Here is a 23634-nt window from a genome sequence, read left to right as displayed (position 1 = left end):
CTTTGCTACTTTGTACCTCTGAACCTTTGTACCTTTATAAAAAAATTAGTTAGCGCTCAAGTACTCAGCAGTACTGATTCTGTCAGCAGACATTGCTTCTTTACCAGCTTCCCAGTTTGCAGGACAAACTTCTCCTTTTTCCTGGATGTGAGTATAAGCATCAACCATACGCAAGTATTCGTTTACGTTACGACCTAATGGCATATCGTTTACACTTTCGTGGAAGATTTTTCCAGTTTCGTCAATAAGGTAAGTAGCTCTGTAAGTTACGTTTGAACCTTCGATAATAACGGAGTCAGTTTCTTCGCTGTATTCTGTAGATTCGATATCTAAAATCCCTAAAATGTTAGCTAAGTTACGGTTTGTATCTGCTAAAATTGGGTAAGTTACACCTTCGATTCCACCATTGTTTTTTGGAGTGTTTAGCCAAGCAAAGTGTACTTCGTTTGTGTCGCATGAAGCTCCGATTACGATAGTATTTCTTTTTTCAAATTCTGGTAATGCAGCTTGAAAGGCGTGTAATTCAGTTGGACATACAAAAGTGAAATCTTTTGGGTACCAAAACAATACTACTTTTTTATTATTGTTTACTGCTTCTTCAAAAATGTTGATTTTTAAGTTATCACCCATTTCTGAGATAGCATCTACTGCAATACTTGGGAATTTTTTTCCTACTAAAGACATATTTTTCGTTTTAAGTTAAAAATTTATTTCTGATGCAAAAGTAGGGTATAAGTAAGGGTACTTACAATAAGAAGTGATTATAAATATTTATATATTGATAGTATTTGGCTATTGAACTTTGTTGTTATTGTGTAACTTATTGTAAGTCAATATTTACGGGTAATTTTCCGTTACAAGTTGAATTTTCCAGAAACTGAATTCCTGCATTTTTCTGAAACTCATTAAAATCCTGATATACTTCAATAAGTCCAGAAGCTTTTTTAAGATTCGGAATTATGGGCAATGCGTAAGGATTTCCGAATACGTAAACGATGCATTTTTTTGTTTCTAATAAATTAGAAAGTAAATCTAAAACTTCAATATTGATTTCGAAATTATTCTGAGGTTTTGCTTTTGGAACAAATAATGAAATAATAATAGTTCCAAAATTCTCCAAATCTTTTTTGATGGTTTTTATATCTGAAACTTCCAGATTTTCAAAAGTAAATTCCGGTGAAGACAATTTTGAATTTAAAGTTTGAAAGAAGATATTTTCGACACCTTTATATAAACTCAGTTTAGCTAATTGATTGTTTTTATGCGCTTCGAAAGCCAATGCTGTATTTGAGTTATCAATGATTTTTGTGATTGAATTTTGAGCAATCTGAAGATTGAGTTCAGATGCTTTTTCGAAGTTTAATGTTCCCGAAGTAAAAACAGCATCAGAAAGAATTCCCACTTTTTCTTTAGCTCTCATGATTCTGTTAAAACTTTCTTCGATACGATCCGGTGAAGCATTTTGAAGAATCGCTTCAATTCCTTCCGCAACATTTTCGGCGAAACATAAAATATCATTTCCGGCGTTGAAAGCTTCCCATTCGAGTTCGCCTTTGGTTTCGTATAATTTAGAAACGCTGTGCATGTTTAAGGCATCAGAAATTACTAAACCATCATAACCCAATTGCTCGCGTAAAAGTGTTTGAATAATAGGTTTTGATAAAGTTGCCGATGTATTTTTACCGTCATTTAAACTCGGAACCGCTAAATGCCCAATCATAATTGAATCGACATTATTTTCGATTCCCTTAATGAACGGATATAATTCATTTTCCAGTAATTCTTCGAGAGTTTCGTTTAAAACTGGTAATCCCAAGTGCGAATCGACATTGGTGTTTCCGTGTCCGGGAAAGTGTTTCAGACAGCCTAGAATCCCAACTTCAGACATTCCTTTTAAATATTCAACGGCAAAATTGGCGACTTTTTCTTTGTTTTCACCAAAAGAGCGATATCCAATAACCGGATTATTCGGGTTGTTGTTGATATCTGCCAATGGCGATAGATTATAGTGAATTCCGGCGGCTTTAAGGTCTAAACCAATTTGTTTTCCAACTTCGTAAACCAAATGTGATTTACTCTCAGGCAAAGCACCAAGCGTAATTGCGTACGGATATTGTGGCGTTTTTTCAATGCGCATTGCCAAACCCCATTCCGCATCAATACTGATTAAAAGTGGAGTAGAAGCGGCTTTTTGATAACGAACAATTAAGTCTTTTATTTTTTGATAACTATCATCGTTAAAAACAACGGTTTTTTTGGTTTCATAATTCGTTGCGGCAGTGGCACGACTATGAAAAAATGTCAATCCGCCAATGTTGTGTTCTTTTATTAATCGTTCAGTTTCCTGAATATTTTCTTCGGTATCGTTTATGAAAACTGCGGGAAAAAAGAATTGTCCCACTTTTTGTTTTAATGCTTGAGCTGTCATTTTCATTATTATAAAGTCTTTTTCATGCAAACACTATTATCCATTTTTTCGTAAGGCGGATAATTTGGAATTATACTGTAACCTAGTTTTTGATACAAAGCAATGGCTTCCGGCTGTTTTTTTCCAGTTTCTAAAACTGTATAAGGATAATTTAGTTCAGTTGCCCAAATTTCTAATTCGGCTAAAACCTGAGATGCAATTCCTTTTTTGCGATAATCAGGATGTACAAACATACGTTTGATTTCGACCGAATCACTTTCTTTTTCTCTAAAAGCGCCACAACCTACGGCAATATCATTTTCATAAAAAATAATAACGTGTTTTATTTTATCTGTTTTATTAAACTGATTGTAAAAGGAGTGATCTTCTCCGTCTCTTATTTTTAAATCCTGATCTAGTAAAACTACCAGATTTTTAAAATCAATATCATCAGAGTTGGTTCTTTTTAAGCTGGTCATGATTGAATGCGATAAAAATTAGTCTTATTTAAGCTTGCTTTTTTTTTGTTTGGCAAGTTTAGCAAGCTGTGCTTTAGTATAAATTGCTTTTTCCAATCGGTTTTTGAAACGGAAGAGTTTTGGTAAACCTTCAATTCTATCTTCGATTGTAATTTCTTCATAAACAATAATCGCTTTTTCTAAAACCCGAATCTCGTTATCAATATCATTTTGGTTTTTGTAGATAGTGGCCAGTCGATCATAAGGATGATTTCCTTTAAAACTTTCCGTGACATTTTCTTCATATACCTCAATTGCTTTTTCAAAATTTCCTTCTTTTTCGAACTCAGCGCCTTTTAGGTTGCGTTCGGCTTGCAAATTCTCATTGATTTCCATAGGTAAGATGTTTGATTTGGGGTTAAACTTCTTCAGTAGATTTTTTCCCAAAATCTTTCGGGAAAATTAAAAAACGGGATAAAATAATTCCTGGAATTGTCGCCAGAAATACCCAGATAAAGAAATTTCCGTATCCTAAATATTCCTGAATATATCCGCTCACCATTCCGGGTAACATCATTCCTAATGCCATAAAACCCGTTGCCAGCGCATAATGTGCGGTTTTAGATTCCCCTTCGGCAACATAAATTAAATACATCATGAAAGCTGCAAAACCAAAACCATAACCAAATTGTTCTGTAATCACAACAGCATAAATATAATAAATAGAAGCAGGATGAAAATGTGCCAATGAGATAAAACCAATTATAGGTAAATGCATGGCTAAAATCATGGGTAACATCCATTTAGTCAGGCCTTGTTTTGAGATTGCAATTCCGCCAAGAATTCCTCCCAAGGTTAATGCTGCAACTCCAAATGTTCCGTAAATAATACCCACATCCTGAGTATCTAATCCCATTCCGCCTACATTTTTAGGATCAATTAAAAACGGACTTAACATTTTAATTAATTGTGATTCCCCTAATCTGAATAATAGAATAAAAGCCAAAACTAAGCCAATTTGCTTTTTCTGAAAAAAGGTAATAAAGATCGAAGCGAAATTTTGATGTTCTTCTGATTTCGGTTTTTCTCCGGCATTTATTTCTGTTCTTGGCGTGGAGAAATAATTATAGATCGTTATAAAAGTCATTAACAAACCAACAAAAATCATGGTGTATGACCATGCTTTTGTATTGTCGCCGTATTTGTGTTCCAGATATCCTGCTAAAAGCACAATTAATCCGTTTCCTGCCAACATTGAAAGTCGGTAAAAAGTACTTCTTATTCCCAGGAAAAAAGATTGTTGATTTTCCGGTAAAACCAATAAATAAAAACCATCGCTGGCAATATCATTTGATGCCGATGCAAATGCAGCGACCCAGAATATAGCCAGAGTCATCATGAAAAACCCGCTTGCGGGAATCGTAAATCCAACAATTAAAAACGCAATTGAAATAAGCAATTGCATCGATAAAAACCATTTCCGTTTGGTTCCGTGCAATTCAATAAACGGACTCCAAAGCGGTTTTATAACCCAAGGTAAGTATAATAAACTGGTATAAACTCCGATATCTTCATTTGAAATCCCCAGATTTTTGTACATAATGACCGAAACTGAGATAATTACAGCATAAGGCAAACCAGATGCAAAATTGAGAAGCGGAATCCAAAACCACGGTTTATTATCTATTTTCATTAGGCTGAGCAGGTGAATATGTTTTAAAATTCTTTTTTAAGTCGATAGCAGTTGGGGTACTTTCGTTCGCAAAATAATCAATAAATGTCACAGCGCAAGCTTTATACTGATTCATTTTTTCAGCCGGGATCGAAAATGTAATTGTACCGTCAAATTGGTAAACCGTTACTTTATCAATTATTTTAGATGGATCGTTAATATCTACTTTTGAGATATGTTCACCACCATAAATTACCATATAACGCACTTTTGTATTCAACGGAGATTTGATGTTGAACGAATATTTCGTGCTGTCTTTTTCAAATTCATTGATTACAGGCGTGTCTATAATAATGTGTTTTAAATTAGGAACGGCAGCAGGAAGTGCAGGATATTTATATTGGTTTTCTTCTAAAAGGCGTACGATGTCAAAGTTTTTGTTCATGAACCATTTCGAACTGAAATATGCACTTCCGCCCACTTTTTTGAAACTTCTGGCGTAATCAATCTGCGTTGGAATTTCATTCGCAAAATTCCAGCTTTTGTCGCTATCACCTCTAATTTTATACGAAGCGTGACCAATATAAAGTGCAGTATTGTTTGAGTTTTCTGACCACCATTTTACCAATTTAGAGTAAGATGCTCTTGGATTATTCATACTCCAATACAATTGGGGCAAGATGTAATCGATCCATTTTTGATCCATCCATAAAACTGGATCAGCATATAAATCGTCATAATTTGCAGTCGATTGTGTTTCAGAACCTTTTGGGTCAACAGATTTGTTTCGCCAAACCCCAAACGGACTAATCCCGAATTGTACCCACGGTTTACTCTCTTTTATGGTAGTCGAAATAGTGTGTACAAAGTTGCTCACATTCGCACGACGCCAGTCGGCAAGGGTTAAACCTGAACCGTATTTTTTAAACGAAGCCGTATCATTAAATACTTTTCCGGGAACGGTATAAGGATAAAAATAATCATCAAAATGAATCGCATCGATATCATATTTATCAACAACTTCTTTTACCACTTTTGTCAAATGTTCCTGAACTTCAGGTAATGCAGGATCGTAATAATATTTTCCTCCATATTCAATCATCCATTCCGGATGTTTGAAAATATCGTGATTTGGGCTTAAAAGATTTTTATTTAAATCGAAAGTCGCACGATAAGGATTCAGCCACGCGTGAAATTCAAAACCTCGTTTGTGCGCTTCGTCAATCATCCATGCAAGAGCATCATAATAAGGGTTGGGAGCCACACCTTCTTTACCTGTTAAAAAACGGGACCAAGGCGCGAATTCTGATGGATAAAAAGCGTCACCAACACTTCTAACCTGAACAATCACAGCATTATAATTTAGTTTTTTATAGGCTTCTAATATTTCAATATAATCGGCTTTTTCTTTTTCAACGCCATCACTGGCAGTTTTAGGCCAGTCGATGTTGACGACCGTAGCGATCCAGACACCTCTAAATTCGTTTTTAGGGTATATGGTTTTTTCCTGTGCATTAGAGATTAATCCAAAGAAAAGTATAAATATAATTGAGAAAAGGAGTTGCTGGTTTTTATGCATTTCAATCTTTTTTAACAGAAACCAAAAATAGTTTTTTTAGCTGAGTATAGTAAATAATTAATAAATTATAATTTGAACGTTATTTATTAGGTTTTCATATATGGGAATCTGTTTTTTAATAAATATTTTTTTTGCCACAAAGACAAAGGCACAAAGGTTATTATTAAAAAAAAATCTTCTTAATCTGCCAAATCTGCGAGAGAAAATTTTAAGCCACAGATTATAATGATTCACAAAGATTATCTCGTATATAAATTTCACGCAGATTTAAAAAGATTTAAGCAAATACGCGCAGATTAATTAAAAAAAATCTAAATTAAATCTGCTTAATTTGCAGAATCTGCGTGAAACAAAATCATTTTAATCCTTATAATCTGTGGCAAAAAAACTTTGTGCTTTTGTCTCTTCGGGACAAACATTTAATCCGGAAAAGAAATTTTCCCCATTGTCACAGAAGGAATTCCTTTTTTTGAACCAAAATTATAATCTCCTCCTGCAACAGTTTCATTGGCTAAAATGGCGAACAAAACAGCTTCTTTTGCATCACCTGCAATACCAAGATCGTCACTTTTTTGAAACCTGCAAGGCAATAATTCCTTTAGCCAAGTCACTAACAATGGATTGTTTGCGCCACCGCCAGACATATAAACGGTGAAATCCCCAATAGGCGTTCCTGAATTGTTTACGACAAACAAAATTGCTTCCGCAATTGTTTCTGCGCTAAGGCGCGTTAAAGTAGCTAACAAATCTGGTGCCGAAATGTTCTCTAAACCTGTTTTTAAAAGCGCTTTTTGTACAAATTCAAAATTGAATAATTCCTGACCAATTGTTTTTGGAAAACTTTTATGGAAGAAAGCATCACTTTTTAATTTGGTTAAAAGGTCTTGATTTACGATTCCGCTTTTAGAAATTTCGGCATCCTTATCATAGCTTTTTTCAGGAAAATAATGTTTGGTGTAAATATCGATTAAAGTATTTGCGGTTCCGGTATCGGTTACAAAAACGTCGCTGGCGTTTAGGGAAGCAGGTAAATACGTAAAATTCGCAATGCCGCCCATATTAAGCATGATGCGGTTTTCATCTTTTTTGCTGAATAATAAATAATCACCATAAACCGCCAAAGGCGCACCTTCGCCACCTGCAGCAACGTGTTTTTGTCTGAAATCCGACAACGTTATAATTCCTGTTTTTACCGCAATATGATCGCCATCGCCAATTTGCAAAGTCGCATTAGGAAATTTTTCCTGCTGATGCAAAAACTTCGGAGCGTGCAAAACCGTTTGTCCGTGCGAAGCAATTAAATCGACTTCATTTGCGGAAACATTCCATTTTGAGAGACAATCGTTCACCATATTTCCATGCAAAATCCCGATCCATTCGTTTAATAAAGCCAAATGCTGAAAATCGATCGTTTTCTGAGCAAACACTTTGCGGATTTCGGTTTTAATATCCTCAGTATAATTTATGGTTTCAAATTCAAGAATTTTTACATCAGTACTTTCGCCAGAGCCAGCAATAGCACAAAGCGCAATATCAAGTCCGTCAATCGAAGTTCCGGACATTAAACCGATTATTTTTCGGGTTTCTTTTTGGGCAATTTCATAAAGAGAGCGTATGTTTTTATTCATTAAAAATATGTTTTAAGGAAGCGTTTTTTGGTAATGCTAAAATCAGATTTTATTTGGATATAAATGTAGGGAAAATGTTTTTTACTGATGTTTTATCCAACTTAATCTTCGCAATTCAAATTATGTCTTATTCTATGTTTTATAAAACTTATTGAGGCTATTTAAACTGCGATAATAGTTTTGTTTTACTGATATCAAAACAACTAACTATTAAAACCAATCAGCATGTCTAAGTTTTCAGAACAAGTTCATATCACTATTGACGGATTTACACAAACAGTTATATACTACGATTTAGAACTTTCACAAGCTGTGATGGATCATCATTATTTTTCATTTGTATGGCAATATACTGGTCAAGCTATTATCAAACCTGCGGATCAGGCAAAAGCGTTGCGTACTTATAAAGGTATGGAAGTAATTTTTACTTTTAAAAGCTTAAACGGAGGCATAAGGTTAATGTCCAAAGGATTTATTACAGGTTTAAAGTCGATTGATATCCACGGAAGCCCTGTTGGTTTACATGTAAAAGGTACAAGTCACACCGTTCTACTGGACGATCTGGCAAAATCCAGAATCTTTTTAGACAGAAACTTACAGGAAATTGCAGTAAAAATATTTTCTGAAGAAACTGCCGGAGAGTTTTACCAGATAGACGCTATCAAACCCACGAACACAAAATATTTTGACTACAAGCCACAATACAACGAAACGAGTTTTAATTTCTTAAAACGTCTTTCGGCACGACATGCACAATGGTTTTATTTTGATGGAATGCGCATACAATTTGGTCAGTTAAAAACCAGCAAAGTAAAATTGATTAATGGATCCTCCCTGCATGAATTCGGAATCGAAACAAAATTGATATCTCACAAAGCATCGTTTACAGGTTATGATTATAATGATGACAAACACATCTTTGCATCGCAACTTAAAACAAACTCAGGAAGTGCAGACAGTTTTTCAAGAGTCGCGCTGGACAGGCAATCCTCGGTTTCACAACCTGATTTAAGCGTTGCTGGATATACCAATCAGGCAAAAAATGCCGATGAAATTTCAGAAATGGCGAAACTAAAAACCGCAGGCAGAGATGCAAACAGCGTGTTTTATACCGGAGTTTCGTACTTGCCTATTGGCGTAGGACAAGTTTTTACCATCCAGAACCAAACTGTCGAGCATGAACTTATTGCTATTGAAGTAATACATCAATCTGAGGTTCACGGAAATTACACCTGTAAGTTCAGAGCCATTCCTGCTGATGTTGCCGCACCTCATTATACCAATGTAGATGCTTTTGCAAGCGCAGCAAGCCAATCTGCAAGAGTTATAGACAATAACGACCCGGAAAAAATGGGACGTATAAAGGTAGCATTTTACTGGACAGGCGGAGACAACGAAAGTGAATGGATGCGAATGACACAACAATATTCCGGCGAAGGCAGAGGGATTTATTGCAGACCCGAAATTGGTGATGAAGTTCTGGTTGATTTTGAAGGCGGTAATATTGATCGACCTTATATATCCGGATCACATTATAACGGAAAAGCAAAACCTGAATTCTTCGATCCCAAAAATATGATAAAAGGATTCAAATTTAGATTTGGTCAATTATTAAAATTTGTCGAAAAAACAGGTATCTGGCTTTCTGATCCAAGCGGAAATGAATTGCATCTTGATGAAGTGAGTAAAAATATGAATTTGACTTCTGTTGAAACAATCACATTCAATTGTAAAAATTTTATAGTAAATGCCTCAGAAGGGATTACTTATAATGCAGGAACTCATATTGCTGAAACGGCGATAATGAATAAGACCACTAATATTGGCGGAGTTTTGCATACAAGCGTGGGCGGAGATAAAACACTGCATGTAGTTGGAGACAGTTATAAACAAATTGATGGTGAATCTAACTCAGAAGTTAAAAAGGGAAGAAATATATCAACTGAGAGTAAAATTATTATACAAAGTGAATCTGGACACGAATTCCATTCAGATCAGGAAATAAAAAATAATAGTGGCGAAGGCACGCGACTAAATTAGAAATATAACTATGAAGACACTTGGTGACGTAACTATAATAAGAAAGAAAGATCTAAATTGTTTCTACTATAATTTAATTAATGATGCGTATTTAAATGTATTTCCAAAAGTTTTTTTTTTATAAAGATCCTGTTGGTAATATTATGATAAGTTATCCACGTACTATACAGATCAACTCAAAGGTTTTTCAATTAGAGAAAATGGGAGATGAAATTAAGTTATCTAATGGTACACGATATATCATGATGCCTATCGAACAAGTTCAGGAAATTGCAAATAAAACTTTTTATGACAAGGGGCAATTTCGCACAGTAGACTTTTTAACTTTAATTATAACCGAAGAAAATAAATAACGATGTCAGAATATATAAGAGTAAAAGGCAATATTAATGAAAAAACTGGCGGCGTGTCTAAAGTATTTGCAAATGAAGGAATCGAACATAATTCTAACGGACACATTGATTATTTTGCGCCCAGTTATAGCTATGGTGATCCTGAAAAGTATGTGCCAAAACAACTGGAAGATGCCGTAAATGTATATGTAGGAATGTTTTTTGATGGTACAGGCAATAATCGTTTTAACTCTGAAAAAACATATTACTCTAAAATTAAATCAAGTGAAGCATTTTATAAAGCGGATACCATACCCGCAAGTTTTGAGTTTATAAATACGGTTAAAGACAAACAACAGCGCGAGGTAAATGTAAAAGTGAAAGTGGCTGATCGTGACAGTTACTGGAATCCTTATTCTAATATTGTCAAACTGCATGATTTGTATAAAGAAGTTACAGTCATTGATGATAAAAAAGAATTTGGTGGCGAATATGTAATTCTTAAACAATATGTAGAGGGCATTGGTACAAAACAGGATGAAGCTGATGATGTTTTAGGTTCAGCATTTGGGCGTTCTGGTTGGGGAATATTAAGCCGTGTAGAACAGGGAATTGAAAATATGGTCAACGACCAGTTTATCAATATCCCAACGACCAAAAAAATCAATAAAATAGTTTTTGATGTTTTTGGTTTTAGCCGTGGCGCAGCAGCAGCAAGACATTTTTGCAACGAAGTAAAAAAAACAGTAGATTATAAAGTTATCCCAAAAGACAAACATAATCAAGGCTCTGCACAAACAGTACTTATACATGCAGGTGGTTTACTGGGAAAGAAACTACAGGAAAAAGGATATCTGCCGGTTGGGCAAACGTATAGTATAGAAATACGATTTTTAGGCGTTTTTGATACCGTAGTCGGCGATATGGTAATAAAGGAAAATTTAGGATACAAACTCTCTTCATTGCCAGTTATAGGTCTAATGTCAAGTGTGGCACAGGCAAGTTTACAAACCATAAAAACCAGTCTGGCAGGTTTAGGAATCAAGAAAGTTTTTCACATTTTAGCTCAAAACGAATGGCGCGAAAATTTTGCACTTACTCCTGTTGATACCGGATTTACTTTTACAATGCTTGGAGCGCATTCAGATATTGGCGGCGGATATGCCAGTTTAGACAAGTACAAATCTGTAGTTGATTTTTTTGATGTTCCTGTAAATAATTCAGGTATATTAGCTGAAAAACAAAAGGTAAAGGATTTTTATGTTAATCACTATTTCTCTAAAAACAAAACAGAAATTGACTTAATTAATACCTACGATCATTATCAGGAAACTACCGCCGACCCACTTTTTGATAAATACTTTCCGATAATAGAAAGTAAAGAAGTGCAGAGATCCGGTGATTATTTGCCACCCCAAGAACGGGTTTATGACCCCACAAAAAAACATACAGTAAGCGAGACCAAACTTTCAGACCATTATATGATAACGGATCAAAGAATAATTTCAAACAAATACAGCTTGGTCCCTATGTATGTAATGCTCCAGAAAGCAATAGATCATGAGGTTCCTTTTTATGAAAATTATAAGACTGCAATAGGCAATAATGCTAAGATAGACTATCCTTTCGAATATGAAATACCCGAAAAAGATATCATATTAAAAGAGTATTTAACTAAAATGTTAGAAATCAGCAAAAAAGAAGATAAGAAACCGTATAAACTCTCTAAGGAAATGTACAGTTATATTTGTAATAAATATGTACACTTATCGGCACATTATGGTGGTTTAGATGCATTATATTCTAAAACAGGTGATCATTCTATTCTAGGAAATTATGGTTTTGTCAATTATCCTGTAGCCTATGAAAAAGACGAAAATGGAAATATCACTTATAAAAGAAAGTTTTATGCGAATCGTTAGTTATACTCTTTTGCTTTTTGTCTTAATGGCAAGTTGCCAATCTCCAAAAAAACAAGAAAAATTTAAATGGAATGCAGGAATTTCTTCTCCTAAATATTATTCAGCAGCTCCTTTTGTAGAATATTTTTACCAAGGAAAAAGTGTTGCAGGAGCTTCTACTAATGTTGGCGTAGGACAAGGTTGGGGAATAACAATGGGAGGTTTTACAGGCGGAGATATTTTTAAACCAGTACCTGACAGCGTTTTTGTAAAATGGTCATGTGGTATAGACGATATATTATACGAAAGAGGATATAAATTACCTCAAAAAAAAATGATTCAATTGTTTCGCTCAGGGGCTGTAAATTCATATGGTAAAATAGATGATTATACTGTATTGGTGGCTGGTACAGCACCCGGAGGCAATGTTACTATTTGGATGAAAGCAGGTCAGGTAATTACTGAAATTGTAAAATTTAAAGCTCAAAATAAAGGAATATGGATGAAAGGAAATGTAGAATATCAGGAACTCATGAAAGAAGTTAAAAATTCAAAAGAATATATTAATTCTGAAACTAGTATTTATTTGTATTTACATGGAGTTCCATATTCAGTTTGGGAAGCAGGAGAAGAAAAGTATGATTATGATATAGGATTTAGCAGTGAAGATTGTTTAGTGAAACCTAAAATAGTAACTATTTATTCAAGGGATGGTTCTTGGTATCAATCATGGACTAATATAGCGTCTATCAATTCTATAGATATTTATAAATGGGAAAATTATAATTATTTAAAAAATAATAATTTGAAAAGACAAGAAAAACTGCCGGTTCAAATTGATTTAAAATGGAAAATAACTAATCAAGATAAAATGATGCATGGAATTTTGGTAATGCCACAAAATCTAAAAGAATTAGTTTCTAGACCTTATGTCGATTCAATTTCAAATAAAACTGAATATTACAACCGTATAATTATCAGTTCATATAAAGGTGGAGACAAGGGTATTTTGTGGCTAACAGGTAAAAATAAAAAAATAAAATTGATGGAGTTTATAATGTTAGATTCTGAAGATAAAAATATAAAATCCTATTATTCTCTTCCAAAAGGTTTTGTTTTTCCTAAGTGGGAAGGCAGAGAACCTTTGAAAACTCTAGAAATTGAATATTGGCAAGAAAAGTAAGGGAAAATACTGAAACAGATTTGCAATAAATATGGCCATTTACCAGCGAACTATGATGGATTTAATGTTGTACTTAAAAACGGGCAATAATACATTATTAGCCCCAGCTAGCACGAGCGTCTACCTCGTGAACGCAAAGTTGATATAACAGAATTGAAATCCGTGGATGTGCACGAGCGCGACGGTCGCGCCAGCAGAGGATTCACATGAATCTGAAAGTATAAAAAATGTAGATTATTACGAAACAGTAGGAACAATTAAATATAATATGGGAAGAACTCTTAATAAAGCAACGACAGTTGTATGAAGACATATATTTTGGAAACCCTATAAAGATCATGAAAACAATAAAGGATATATTTGGAAATATTTTATGGATCGCAATTTATGAAAAAACTAATTCAAATATTAGTAGTTGTATTTTTAATAAGTAGCTGTGGCAGATTATTAAAAAAAGACAAAAATAATCAGATTACTGGTAATAAAAATAGTACCTCACTAAAACAGTGTAATAATAAAATTTTTCTTTATGACGAAAGTAACGATACCATAAAAACCGACACTTTTCTACTAAAAAACAATTTTAAGCTTGTTGTATTTGCAAACAATGTTGAAGAAAATGACAGTAGAATTAATTTTAATTTTTTAGGTAAAGACATCGATACAATAATCATGTCTGGTGTTATTTCAACCAAAAAAAAACACAGTTTATTTTGATGGTAGTGAGTTTAGCCATTTTTTTGCAATTAAGCAAAGTGGTGGGGGAAATATTAAATTTTTCTTATTTGATAAAAAAAAACTAAATCAATGTTTGATTGGACTTGAAGTAAAATTTGATTTAAAAAAACGAATTAATTATTTACAAAGATGAAAAATATAATTTGTTCTTATTTGATTGTAAATTAAATAAGAACATTCCAATAAATATACCATATAATGAATTAAAAAAATATGATTGTTTAAAATATGGAAACATTGAAAGTGAAATAAAAATAAAAAAGGTTTCTAATCATTTTTATCATTTTGGATTTAATATTTGTGATTCGATAGTCACTTTTAAAATAAAAAGATAATGTTAAATCCCCCGCTAGCGCGAGCGTCTCGCTCGTGAACGCAACGTTGATATAACAGAATTGAAATCCGTTGATGTGCACGAGCGCGACGCTCGCGCCAGCAGAGGATCTTCGATTGTACGGTTTATGCGTGATATTGTTCATGAACTGGATTTGAATACTAGGATTTGGAGAAAGGAATGATTTTTTTTAATATGTGAAAGCTCAACTTTGGTTGAGCTTTTTTTGTGGACAAAATCAGGTATAAGTACTTGCTTGTTTTAGAATGGTTAATTGATATTTTTGATAAATAAGATTTAACTCTACAAATATGGTTTTCCGTAAATAATTTGTAAATCGATAATCTACATTTGAAAATTGCTTTTACGAGCGAGATGCTCACGTCAGTTGGTTATCATTTTTGCTACTGTGTAGAAAATTGAATAAACCCAAATAAACATCTAGATAGCAATAGAAACACCAATATACTAAAAATATGGAAGCAGATTTAAGACTAAAACTTGAGCAATTACACCAAAGAGTTGATTCATTAAAAGATCAAATTAATACCGAAGAAGCTACTAAAAATGCATTTGTAATGCCATTTATTCAAATTTTGGGATTTGATATTTTTAATCCTACAGAAGTAATTCCAGAATTTATATGTGATATTGGTACAAAAAAGGGTGAGAAAATAGATTATGTAATTAAGAAAGATGGTGAACCCATTTTAATTATTGAATGTAAACATTGGAAAGAAAATGCTGATGCGCATAATTCACAACTTCATCGATATTATCATGTTTCAAAATCTCGTTTTGGAGTTTTAACTAATGGTCATACATATAATTTTTATGCTGATTTAGAAAAACCAAACATAATGGATGAAAAGCCATTTTTCACCTTAGACTTGGCAAATATTTCTGATTCCAGCTTAAAAATTCTTGAAAATTTCACCAAAAGCAGTTATAATTTAGAAAATATTTTAGACTCGGCAGAAGCATTAAAATATATAAAAGCAATAAGAAATGAATTTGAAAAAGAATTACAAAATCCGTCTGATGAAATTGTAAAGCTTCTGGTAAGTAAATTTTTTAATAAACCATTAACTGCGTCAAGATTAGTCGCTTTTAAAGAATACACAAAGAAAGCTTTTGCTAACTCTATAAATGAATCAATAAATTTCAGGCTTAAAAACGCATTAAATATTGGTGAAACTATTCCATCAAAAGAAAATCAAAAATTATCTTCTGTAGATGAAGAAATTGAAACGCCAAGATTTATTACAACCGAAGAAGAAATAGAAGGTTCACAAATTATCAAAGCAATTTTAAGAGAAGCAATTCCTGCTAATAGAATATTTTTTAGAGATACACAATCTTACTTTGGAATTTTACTAGACGATAATAACAGAAAGCCATTATGTAGATTACATTTTAATTCTGCTAACAAATATGTAGAGTTGTTTCATAATGGAAAAGATAATGGTGAAAAGCAACCTTTGCAAAGTCTTGATGAAATTTATAAATTCAAAAAAGAATTACTTTCTACTATAAAAAACTATGAATAAGTAATTACTTGATGTTTTAGAAGTCTTTTCAATTATGTGTAATGGCGAGAGCATCTCGCTCGTGTTTACAGTCTATATCACTAAATATTCTTAATGTTCATGAGCGAGACGTTCGTACTAGTATAGGAAGTTTATTAAAATATTGACGGAAATTAAAAAAGATATGGAAATTAATACTGCAATTTTCTTTATAAATGCAAAATCCAGCTAGTTTAAAGTGGATTTTGCATTTAAAATTGATTCAATTCAAGATGTGGTTATATAGAGGCACAATTAATAAAAAAGAAAGAAATCTCACTACTCAGTGGGATTTCTTTTATTTGATTTTTTCTTTTTTGTGATTTCTAATGATTTGGAAGAAATAGGTATTATTAAATCTCCTGTTATAATAGTCTCAGGATCGAAAATCGGAATGGATACATTAATATTTGTTCCTTCAGTCTTCGCATGTAAAAAGCCACGTGCGGCACCAACTGCAACAGAGAGCATTAAACAGACTGTAGCAAAAGGTAATGTAAAAGTATTTTCTTTTTTGTCGAAAAGTTTATCAAAAGATTTCTCATCTATTTTAAAATGCGCACCAACCTCAAGAACTAGAACTGGCACATTGCCATCATCTTTAATTAATTCAAATTTATAGATGCATCCTGTGGCTAACTTTGATATGTCAAGACCATATTCAAGCGAATTACTTATACTTAAACCAGTTTTGTCAACTTTAGAAGTAATGCTTTCTGCATGAAAAAACTGCTCAGTCGTAAGTTTTAACAGTTGCAGCTGTACTTTGATTTTGCTACTTTTTGCCATTTTGCAGTGTATTGATTTTGTGTCGGATAATTAGGTATTGTATCGTCAAAAGCAGAGATGTACGCAAGCGTTGGGGCTTCAAGTCTAATTGTAATTTGCGGTTTTTCTAGCTTTAAAGGATTTTGATCCGGAATTGCAATTAGTTTCAGTTCTAATATTTGCTGAATTTTGAAAATTGATTCTAAACCAAGATTTTGTTTTGACTTAAGTAATTTTGAAACATACTGTTTGGAAACACCAAGTTTTTCTGCTAATACTACTTGATTCCAACCTAATAAATCCATACGTTCAATTATACGTACAGACAGTTCAAAATAGAAATCATCTAATTCGTTTTCTAATTGTAATTGAAAGTCTTCTTTCCAAGAGTTATTGAAATTTGACTCGTCAATAAGTTGTTCTAGTTTTTTATTGTTTTCCATAATATTTATAAGTCGAGATAACACAAATCAATTTGATCATCTTCTCCAGACCGCAGATAATTTTCGGCCTGTTGTAGTTTTACAAGTTCATCCTGCAAATGCGGTGGAGACATATCTCTTGTCAGTTTAATACCACCACCCGTAATTAAATAGGTGTTTTTAGAGCAACGAACTGCATAAATTCTTAGCCAATTATGTTTTAATAAGCCTTTGCCTTTATCCCATTCTAATTTTCCGTATTTTCCATTTATTAATGGCATAAAATATTGAGAAAGAATCGTAAAATTATCATCTTGTCCATTTGCAATTGACAAAATTAATTTTTTCATTTCTTTTGCTTGCGCATGTGTTTGACGAACTGCATTGGCAATTGTAATACTTCCCCACGCTCCACTATTTAAATCAGCTTGGTTTGCTTTAAAAAAATTATATAGCCATAAAGGATCGTCCCACTTTTCAAACAATTTTACAAATTCACATTTTCCTTCCCCATCATATTTTATCGAAAATAACACATTGGGTATCAAACCTTCAAGTTTAAATTTACGATTTTTTGTCATAAAAATCAACTTATAGGTTTATTTTTTGAACAAATATTACGCAATTAAACAATATAACCAAATTTTGATACAAGTATTTCTTGTAACTACCGTTAAAATTTAAGTCTAATTGAACATTTACCAGTAAATACAAGGCAAATTTTAAACCAAAAAATGCACTAATTAAAATATCTGACAAGACTCCGCACAGATTTGTTCGAAATTATAACTATTTGCGTCAAAATCAATTACTAAATTTTAATGAAATTTTGCAAGTTTTAAAAATCACAAATTAAAATCAATAACTTCCGTACTGGTTTATTTCCTCTGACATCCTGACAATAAAAGTAGAATTAAGCACTACATTAACAGAGTGAAAGTTTACTATTTGCATATTATTTGATTTATTATGCTGCTGACGTGAGCGTTTCGCTCGTGTACTAAAAGAAAAATATTTAATAAAAGAATGAGTAGATTCAAAAGTATAGATTCAAAACTTTCTGATTTAACAAATAAGCTTAATGGAAGATTAAATAAAGATACCTAGTTACTCTTCGAAGTCTTCTAGAAACCAAAAATAGTATTGAAAGTTATACGCTGTGGCGAAGTCTCCTGACTTCGTACCCGTTACAATAATCAACAAAGAAATTAAACAAAAACCCTCGATCTTAAAAAATCGAGGTTTTTCCATTTATTGTAAAATCAAAATAAAACCTTACTCCAAACTCAAATAAGGATTTAAAACTTCGGCTAATTCATTCAACCAATAAAAGCTGTTTTCTAAAGTGTTTATTTGGGATTGAAGGGTTTCATGTTCCCTCATCAATTAGGATAAAATGAATATTATTAACTGATTGAAAAATATTTTTCTTAAATTAGAGAAACAATTAAATTCAAAAAATATGAATCCATCAAAAATAATAGGAATAATTCTAATCGTTATTAGTCTCGGTTTGGGATATATAGGTATCAACAAAATAGCCGATAATACAAAAGAAATCAATTTATTAGGACTAAAAATTAATGCGTCCAACGAATCCGGTAAACAACAAGGATACCTTTATTTAGGGCTGGGCGTCATTTTACTTGTGGGCGGAATTTATACTGTCAATAAATCAAAGTAAAGTGCTGTAAATAGGGATTGTAAAAATTGTATGAGGCATTGTTGGCTACTATTTCATGTCAATTAATTTTACAACAGACCCGCTTTTCAAAGTCTTGTTGAAACATGAAATTTAGCTGTGCGAAGTTCTCCTGACTTCATACGCGTTCCAATAACAACAAAGAAATCAAACAAAAAACCCTCGATCTTAAAAAATCGAGGGTTTTTTAGTTAATTGTAAAAACAAATCTTACTTCACATCCAAATAAGGATTTAAAATCTCTGCTAGTTCATTAAGCCAATAAAAGCTGTTTTCTACTTTGATAATTTCTTGTTGAAGCGTTTCATCTTCTCTGATAATTCCTAAAGCGAGTACAAAATTGACTTGCCTTAGTGCTTTCGCCATTTGTTCTGGCTCAATTGTGTTGTTGAAAAAATCTGTTAGCCTTGTTTGGGCTTCTTTTGAAAGAGTGTTTGTACTCATAACTTGACATTTGGTGATTAAAACCAATGTTGATAAGGTGTTGCGCGCGTTTTAGAGCGTTATTATTTTTACAATATTCGGCACCATTAACACAAGGGTAAATTTAAATTAATTCTTAGTGCCGTAGTTTAAGAAGAGCCAAATATAAGAAAAATCTTTCTATTTTTGCCGAAAAAATAACATATATTCGAATCAAATTATGAATTCGTTTTTTAATTATGATAAAAGAAATTTTAACTGACTACATTAATTTTATAAGAGCTTTTGAAGCTTTGTTAAAAGACAAATACAAAAGCGATAAAAATCCATGTTCGTTTTCAAGTACTTTTTTTGACCGAAAAGGAATTATTGACGGTATTGATTATTATTTTCACGGAAGTGGTTGTACTGCTGAAAAAGATGGTGTTAAGTATGAATATGATATTAGAGTAAACGAAATTAAATTTTCGCAATGGAAATTCTCAGAGTTAATAAGAACGCATCCGGATTACCAAAAACTAAATTATAGCGATGAATATATTGACTATGAATTATATCAACTTATAAATAAAGGAATATTAGGTTGGGAAATTGTCGAGAGTACAGCGGAAACAAATTTTGGTTGTGTTTTTAAATTGTATAGAGTTATTGAAGAATCATTTTTTGTATAAATCAATTTCTCCGTAAATCTCCTTATGAAATCAATTGCCCTAGCCCTGATAGAAGTGGAAATCCTTTTGTGCCGGGGTTCGGCACAAAAGATTGAAACGGATAGCAGGAATAGCTTCAAATTAATATTCCAATAAAAAAGTCCAAAATCCAATTATCCGTGATCTTTTCATTTTGAGGAACGAGAAATCACACGCGGTACGAACACACTGTTGCGGAGTTACTTGATGAGATTCTTCGTTCCTCAGAATGACAAACTTTATGTCAAATCTAGTTATTCGTGATCTTGTCATTTCGTCTGTTCGCGAAACCCGACAGGTTTTAAAAACCTGTCGGGTTTACTATGCGCAAAGCTTATGTGATTTCTCCTTCGGTCGATGACACACTTTGCGTCAAATTAGTTTTCCAAGATGACTTATGTCACTTATATGATGAAAACAAATGGCAAAGAAAAAAACCTTTGTGCCTTTGCAACTTTGCACCTCAGAACCTAATAAAAGAACCTTAAAAAAAACTATTTTTGTAACTGAAAAGAAAGCCATAAATTCAGTTATAATGTCAATAAATAAGGAGTTAGAACAATTATCAGCATCATTAGAGGGAACACTTTTATTTGATGATCTTCATAAAACGCTTTATTCTACCGATGCATCGGTGTACAGGATTCGACCAAAAGCGGTTGCGGTGCCTAAAACCATTGAAGATATTAGTAAACTGATAAAGTTTGCGGCGCAGCATCATATTTCGATTACGCCCAGAACTGCCGGAACTTCGCTTGCGGGACAAACGGTTGGCGACGGAATTGTGGTGGATGTCTCGAAAAACTTTACTAAAATCCTGAATTTTGACGCCATTAAAAAAACAGTAACAGTACAGCCTGGCGTAATTCGCGATGAACTGAATTTGTTTTTAAAACCTCATAACGTATTTTTCGGACCTAATACATCAACAACAAACCGTTGTATGATTGGCGGAATGGTGGGCAATAATTCTTCGGGAACAACATCGATTCGTTATGGCGTTACGCGCGATAAAATTGTTGAAATCAAAGGACTTTTGAGCGATGGATCGGAAGTGGTTTTTAACGAACTAACTTCGGCGGAATTTATCGAAAAAACCAAAGGAGATTCTTTAGAAAATAAAATATACAAAAGCCTTTATGACGAACTTTCGGTAAAAGCAGCGCAGGACGAAATTATAAAAGAGTTTCCGAAACCTGAAATTCACAGACGAAATACAGGTTATGCGGTTGATATTCTCTTAAAATCAGATTTGTTTGGCGGAACAGAACCTACAATCAATCTTGGAAAATTACTCTGCGGAAGCGAGGGAACACTGGCTTTTACGACCGAAATCACTTTGAAAGTCGACGATTTACCACCCGTTCATAATATTATGGTCGTGGCGCATTATCACAGCATTCAGGAATCGCTGGAATCTGTTGTCGTAGCAATGAAACATCATTTGTACACTTGCGAAATGATCGACGATACGATTTTAGATTGTACAAAAACGAGTCGGGAACACGTTAAAAACAGGTTCTTTTTAGTTGGCGAACCCAAAGCGATTATGATGTTTGAAGTGGCTTCGCACGATGCTGAAGATGCCGAAAATCAGGCAAATGCTTTAGTCGCTGATTTAGAAAAAAACAACTTTGGTTACGCGCTTGTAAAAATTTACGGAGCAGATATTGAAAAAGTAAATGAACTTAGAAAAGCAGGTCTCGGACTTTTAGGAAGTATTGTTGGCGATGACAAAGCAGCCGATTCTATTGAAGATACAGCGGTTGAATTGAGCGATTTACCGGCTTATATTGCAGAGTTTTCGGCGATGATGTTACGCCACGGACAAGGAGCAATTTATTACGCGCACGCCGGAGCGGGAGAACTGCATTTGCGTCCCGTTTTGAATTTAAAGAAAACATCTGACTTAAAATTATTCAGAACAATTGCGACCGATGTGGCAATTTTGGTCAAAAAATATAGAGGTTCATTAAGCGGTGAACACGGCGACGGAATTGTACGCGGAGAATTTATTCCGTTTATGATTGGTGAAACGAATTATGAATTGCTGAAAAGAATCAAATTAGCGTTTGACCCTAATTCGGTTTTGAATATCGGAAAGATTGTCAACGCTTTGAAAATGGACGAAAATCATCGTGTGATTTCAGGAAGGGTAGAACCGGATATTAAAACGTTTCAGGATTTTTCAGATAGTTTAGGAATTTTGCGCGCTGCCGAAAAATGCAACGGATCTGGCGATTGCAGAAAATTGCCATCGGCAGGAGGATCAATGTGTCCGAGTTATCGCGCGACCAAAAATGAAAAAGAAACTACGCGTGCGCGTGCCAATGCGTTACGTGAATATTTGACGTATTCTGAAAAAGAAAATAAATTTGACCAGAAAGAATTATACGAAGTTTTTGAATTGTGTGTGAGCTGTAAAGCCTGCGCCAGCGAATGCCCGAGTAATGTGGACGTTGCGACTTTAAAAGCGGAATTTTTATACCAATATCAAAAAGCAAACGGATTCTCGACCCGAAGTAAGATTTTTGCACACAATGCAAAACTGAATAAAATGGGAAGTTTGTTTCCGTCAATCACCAACTTTATTTCGAATCAATCGCTTGTGAAAAAAAGCATGGGAATTGCACCGGAAAGACAAGTTCCGTTATTGGCAAAAAAGACGTTTAAAAAATGGTTCGAAAATCAGAAGAAACAAAATCAGCATTTCCCAAATGGGCAAGTGTATTTGTTCAATGATGAATTTACGAATTATTATGATGTAAATATCGGAATCGATGCTTTTGAATTATTAACGAAATTAGGTTACGAAGTTTTGGTCGTAAATCACGAAGAAAGCGGAAGAACGTATTTGTCTAAAGGATTTCTAGAAGAAGCCAAGAAAATAGCAAATACAAACGTAAATATCTTCAAGGATTTAATTTCCGCGAAAGCGCCTTTAATAGGTATCGAACCTTCGGCAATTTTGACTTTTAGAGATGAATATTTGCGTCTTGCTGATGATAAGGAAAGTGCTGAAAGAGTAGCGCAATGTGCTTTTACAATCGAAGAATTCTTTAAAAAAGAAATTATCGATGGTAAAATCAGACCGGATTCTTTCTCACAAGAAAAGAAAGAAATCAAAATTCACGGGCATTGCCATCAGAAATCTTTGAGTTCTGTTGAAGCGACTTTCGCAATGCTGAATTTACCAACCAATAACACAGTTACAATTTACAATTCAGGTTGTTGCGGAATGGCGGGATCTTTTGGTTACGAAAAAGAACATTATCAGGTAAGTATGCAAATGGGGGAAGATACATTATTCCCAAAAGTGCGCGCAACCGCTCAAAATGTAAAAATTGCCGCTGCAGGAACGAGCTGCCGTCATCAAATTTTTGACGGAACAAACAGAGAAGCGCAACATCCGGTCAGTATTTTGAGAAGCTGTTTGCGTTGAGAGATGGCACACGGATGACACGGATGACAAGGATTTACACAGGTTTTTCTTTTTAATCTTTGTCAAAATAAATCTGCTCAATCTGCCAAATCTGCGAGAAAAAAGTTAGCCACAGATTATAACGATTAAAATGATTTTGTTTCACGCAGATTCTGCAGATTTAAGCAGATTTAATTTTAGATTTTTATAAAATAATTTGCGCGCATCTGCTTAAATCATTTTAAATCTGCGTGAAATAATCTGAGCTAATCTTTTAATCTGTGGTAAAAAAAAATAATTCGAGAAATTTGTGTAATTCGTAGCGAGAAAATAAACCTGCGTCAATCTGTTTAATCAGCATAATCCGTG

At 33.5% G+C, this 23634-nt stretch carries 20 protein-coding genes; 9 read left to right on the top strand and 11 right to left on the bottom strand.

The window, feature by feature from the left end; all coding sequences use genetic code 11:
* Nucleotides 1-45: 45 nt before the first annotated feature.
* The 7 genes from KHA90_RS07905 to KHA90_RS07875 form a co-directional block, all read right to left on the bottom strand.
* The gene (locus KHA90_RS07905) at nucleotides 46-684 is read right to left on the bottom strand and encodes a peroxiredoxin (RefSeq protein WP_213297319.1); all 639 of its coding nucleotides are present in this window, start codon (nucleotides 682-684) and stop codon (nucleotides 46-48) included.
* A gap of 136 nt (nucleotides 685-820) precedes the next feature.
* Nucleotides 821-2434 carry a glycoside hydrolase family 3 protein gene (locus KHA90_RS07900; RefSeq protein WP_213297313.1) on the bottom strand — a complete coding sequence of 538 codons (1614 nt, stop codon included), beginning with the start codon at nucleotides 2432-2434 and terminating at the stop codon, nucleotides 821-823.
* 2 nt (nucleotides 2435-2436) lie between these two features.
* On the bottom strand, nucleotides 2437-2886 hold the full coding sequence (locus KHA90_RS07895; protein WP_213297311.1) for a GNAT family N-acetyltransferase: 450 nt from the start codon (nucleotides 2884-2886) through the stop codon (nucleotides 2437-2439).
* Between the two features lie 24 nt (nucleotides 2887-2910).
* On the bottom strand, nucleotides 2911-3261 hold the full coding sequence (locus tag KHA90_RS07890) for a hypothetical protein (protein ID WP_213297301.1): 351 nt from the start codon (nucleotides 3259-3261) through the stop codon (nucleotides 2911-2913).
* A gap of 22 nt (nucleotides 3262-3283) precedes the next feature.
* Entirely contained in the window at nucleotides 3284-4558 is a 1275-nt protein-coding gene (locus KHA90_RS07885) for an MFS transporter (RefSeq protein ID WP_213297299.1), read from the bottom strand.
* Nucleotides 4545-6116, bottom strand: coding sequence for a glycoside hydrolase family 10 protein (locus KHA90_RS07880; RefSeq protein WP_213297297.1), 1572 nt, complete (start codon nucleotides 6114-6116; stop codon nucleotides 4545-4547). Before KHA90_RS07880 ends, KHA90_RS07885 begins: the two co-directional genes overlap by 14 nt.
* 419 nt (nucleotides 6117-6535) lie before the next feature.
* A complete protein-coding gene (locus KHA90_RS07875) occupies nucleotides 6536-7744 on the bottom strand; it encodes an anhydro-N-acetylmuramic acid kinase (protein WP_213297286.1) in 1209 nt (402 codons plus the stop codon).
* Between the two features lie 225 nt (nucleotides 7745-7969).
* On the opposite strand from KHA90_RS07875, the gene KHA90_RS07870 reads away from it, so the two are divergent.
* From KHA90_RS07870 to KHA90_RS07845, 6 genes are all read left to right on the top strand, one after another.
* Entirely contained in the window at nucleotides 7970-9784 is a 1815-nt protein-coding gene (locus KHA90_RS07870; RefSeq protein WP_213297285.1) for a type VI secretion system Vgr family protein, read from the top strand.
* A 143-nt stretch (nucleotides 9785-9927) separates the two neighbouring features.
* A complete protein-coding gene (locus KHA90_RS07865; protein ID WP_213297283.1) occupies nucleotides 9928-10137 on the top strand; it encodes a hypothetical protein in 210 nt (69 codons plus the stop codon).
* Between the two features lie 2 nt (nucleotides 10138-10139).
* On the top strand, nucleotides 10140-12038 hold the full coding sequence (locus KHA90_RS07860; RefSeq protein WP_213297281.1) for a phospholipase effector Tle1 domain-containing protein: 1899 nt from the start codon (nucleotides 10140-10142) through the stop codon (nucleotides 12036-12038).
* Nucleotides 11995-13200: a DUF2931 family protein gene (locus tag KHA90_RS07855; protein WP_213297278.1), complete on the top strand. Its 1206-nt coding sequence runs from the start codon at nucleotides 11995-11997 to the stop codon at nucleotides 13198-13200. The genes KHA90_RS07860 and KHA90_RS07855 overlap by 44 nt, the downstream gene beginning before the upstream one ends.
* A gap of 387 nt (nucleotides 13201-13587) precedes the next feature.
* Nucleotides 13588-13917, top strand: coding sequence for a hypothetical protein (locus KHA90_RS07850; protein ID WP_213297275.1), 330 nt, complete (start codon nucleotides 13588-13590; stop codon nucleotides 13915-13917).
* Between the two features lie 831 nt (nucleotides 13918-14748).
* Nucleotides 14749-15822 carry a type I restriction endonuclease gene (locus KHA90_RS07845; RefSeq protein ID WP_213297271.1) on the top strand — a complete coding sequence of 358 codons (1074 nt, stop codon included), beginning with the start codon at nucleotides 14749-14751 and terminating at the stop codon, nucleotides 15820-15822.
* Nucleotides 15823-16119: 297 nt separating this feature from the next.
* Here the strand turns inward: KHA90_RS07845 and KHA90_RS07840 are convergent, their stop codons facing one another.
* The 3 genes from KHA90_RS07840 to KHA90_RS07830 are packed head-to-tail and all read right to left on the bottom strand — an operon-like array spanning nucleotide 16120 to nucleotide 17611.
* Entirely contained in the window at nucleotides 16120-16629 is a 510-nt protein-coding gene (locus KHA90_RS07840) for a hypothetical protein (protein ID WP_213297259.1), read from the bottom strand.
* Complete coding sequence (locus KHA90_RS07835) at nucleotides 16587-17051, bottom strand: helix-turn-helix transcriptional regulator (protein ID WP_213297256.1); 465 nt, start codon at nucleotides 17049-17051, stop codon at nucleotides 16587-16589. Before KHA90_RS07835 ends, KHA90_RS07840 begins: the two co-directional genes overlap by 43 nt.
* Nucleotides 17052-17056: 5 nt before the next feature.
* On the bottom strand, nucleotides 17057-17611 hold the full coding sequence (locus KHA90_RS07830) for a hypothetical protein (protein ID WP_213297249.1): 555 nt from the start codon (nucleotides 17609-17611) through the stop codon (nucleotides 17057-17059).
* Between the two features lie 881 nt (nucleotides 17612-18492).
* On the opposite strand from KHA90_RS07830, the gene KHA90_RS07825 reads away from it, so the two are divergent.
* Nucleotides 18493-18714 (top strand): hypothetical protein, encoded by a 222-nt coding sequence (locus tag KHA90_RS07825; protein ID WP_213297246.1) that lies wholly within the window; start codon nucleotides 18493-18495, stop codon nucleotides 18712-18714.
* Between the two features lie 228 nt (nucleotides 18715-18942).
* Here the strand turns inward: KHA90_RS07825 and KHA90_RS07820 are convergent, their stop codons facing one another.
* Nucleotides 18943-19176 carry a hypothetical protein gene (locus KHA90_RS07820; RefSeq protein WP_213297244.1) on the bottom strand — a complete coding sequence of 78 codons (234 nt, stop codon included), beginning with the start codon at nucleotides 19174-19176 and terminating at the stop codon, nucleotides 18943-18945.
* Nucleotides 19177-19394: 218 nt separating this feature from the next.
* On the opposite strand from KHA90_RS07820, the gene KHA90_RS07815 reads away from it, so the two are divergent.
* On the top strand, nucleotides 19395-19826 hold the full coding sequence (locus KHA90_RS07815; RefSeq protein ID WP_213297242.1) for a DUF6896 domain-containing protein: 432 nt from the start codon (nucleotides 19395-19397) through the stop codon (nucleotides 19824-19826).
* A gap of 553 nt (nucleotides 19827-20379) precedes the next feature.
* Nucleotides 20380-23286, top strand: a complete 2907-nt coding sequence (locus tag KHA90_RS07810) for an FAD-binding and (Fe-S)-binding domain-containing protein (protein ID WP_213297514.1) — start codon at nucleotides 20380-20382, stop codon at nucleotides 23284-23286.
* Nucleotides 23287-23634 lie beyond the last annotated feature (348 nt).

Source organism: Flavobacterium psychroterrae (assembly GCF_018380615.1).
Lineage (GTDB): Bacteria > Bacteroidota > Bacteroidia > Flavobacteriales > Flavobacteriaceae > Flavobacterium > Flavobacterium psychroterrae.
The sequence above is the reverse complement of the archived record's forward strand: the minus strand, read 5'-3'. Positions and strand labels throughout refer to the sequence as shown.

Bases quoted from the DNA above. Each gene is read 5' to 3' on its own strand.
- KHA90_RS07860 (WP_213297281.1), top strand. From the start codon at position 10,140: ATGTCAGAATATATAAGAGTAAAAGGCAATATTAATGAAAAAACTGGC.
- KHA90_RS07835 (WP_213297256.1), bottom strand. From the start codon at position 17,051: ATGGAAAACAATAAAAAACTAGAACAACTTATTGACGAGTCAAATTTC.
- KHA90_RS07840 (WP_213297259.1), bottom strand. From the start codon at position 16,629: ATGGCAAAAAGTAGCAAAATCAAAGTACAGCTGCAACTGTTAAAACTT.
- KHA90_RS07865 (WP_213297283.1), top strand. From the start codon at position 9,928: ATGATAAGTTATCCACGTACTATACAGATCAACTCAAAGGTTTTTCAA.
- KHA90_RS07855 (WP_213297278.1), top strand. From the start codon at position 11,995: ATGGAAATATCACTTATAAAAGAAAGTTTTATGCGAATCGTTAGTTAT.
- KHA90_RS07905 (WP_213297319.1), bottom strand. From the start codon at position 684: ATGTCTTTAGTAGGAAAAAAATTCCCAAGTATTGCAGTAGATGCTATC.
- KHA90_RS07895 (WP_213297311.1), bottom strand. From the start codon at position 2,886: ATGACCAGCTTAAAAAGAACCAACTCTGATGATATTGATTTTAAAAAT.
- KHA90_RS07885 (WP_213297299.1), bottom strand. From the start codon at position 4,558: ATGAAAATAGATAATAAACCGTGGTTTTGGATTCCGCTTCTCAATTTT.
- KHA90_RS07825 (WP_213297246.1), top strand. From the start codon at position 18,493: ATGAATCCATCAAAAATAATAGGAATAATTCTAATCGTTATTAGTCTC.
- KHA90_RS07845 (WP_213297271.1), top strand. From the start codon at position 14,749: ATGGAAGCAGATTTAAGACTAAAACTTGAGCAATTACACCAAAGAGTT.
- KHA90_RS07900 (WP_213297313.1), bottom strand. From the start codon at position 2,434: ATGAAAATGACAGCTCAAGCATTAAAACAAAAAGTGGGACAATTCTTT.
- KHA90_RS07810 (WP_213297514.1), top strand. From the start codon at position 20,380: ATGTCAATAAATAAGGAGTTAGAACAATTATCAGCATCATTAGAGGGA.
- KHA90_RS07870 (WP_213297285.1), top strand. From the start codon at position 7,970: ATGTCTAAGTTTTCAGAACAAGTTCATATCACTATTGACGGATTTACA.
- KHA90_RS07850 (WP_213297275.1), top strand. From the start codon at position 13,588: ATGAAAAAACTAATTCAAATATTAGTAGTTGTATTTTTAATAAGTAGC.
- KHA90_RS07875 (WP_213297286.1), bottom strand. From the start codon at position 7,744: ATGAATAAAAACATACGCTCTCTTTATGAAATTGCCCAAAAAGAAACC.
- KHA90_RS07820 (WP_213297244.1), bottom strand. From the start codon at position 19,176: ATGAGTACAAACACTCTTTCAAAAGAAGCCCAAACAAGGCTAACAGAT.
- KHA90_RS07890 (WP_213297301.1), bottom strand. From the start codon at position 3,261: ATGGAAATCAATGAGAATTTGCAAGCCGAACGCAACCTAAAAGGCGCT.
- KHA90_RS07830 (WP_213297249.1), bottom strand. From the start codon at position 17,611: ATGACAAAAAATCGTAAATTTAAACTTGAAGGTTTGATACCCAATGTG.
- KHA90_RS07880 (WP_213297297.1), bottom strand. From the start codon at position 6,116: ATGCATAAAAACCAGCAACTCCTTTTCTCAATTATATTTATACTTTTC.
- KHA90_RS07815 (WP_213297242.1), top strand. From the start codon at position 19,395: ATGATAAAAGAAATTTTAACTGACTACATTAATTTTATAAGAGCTTTT.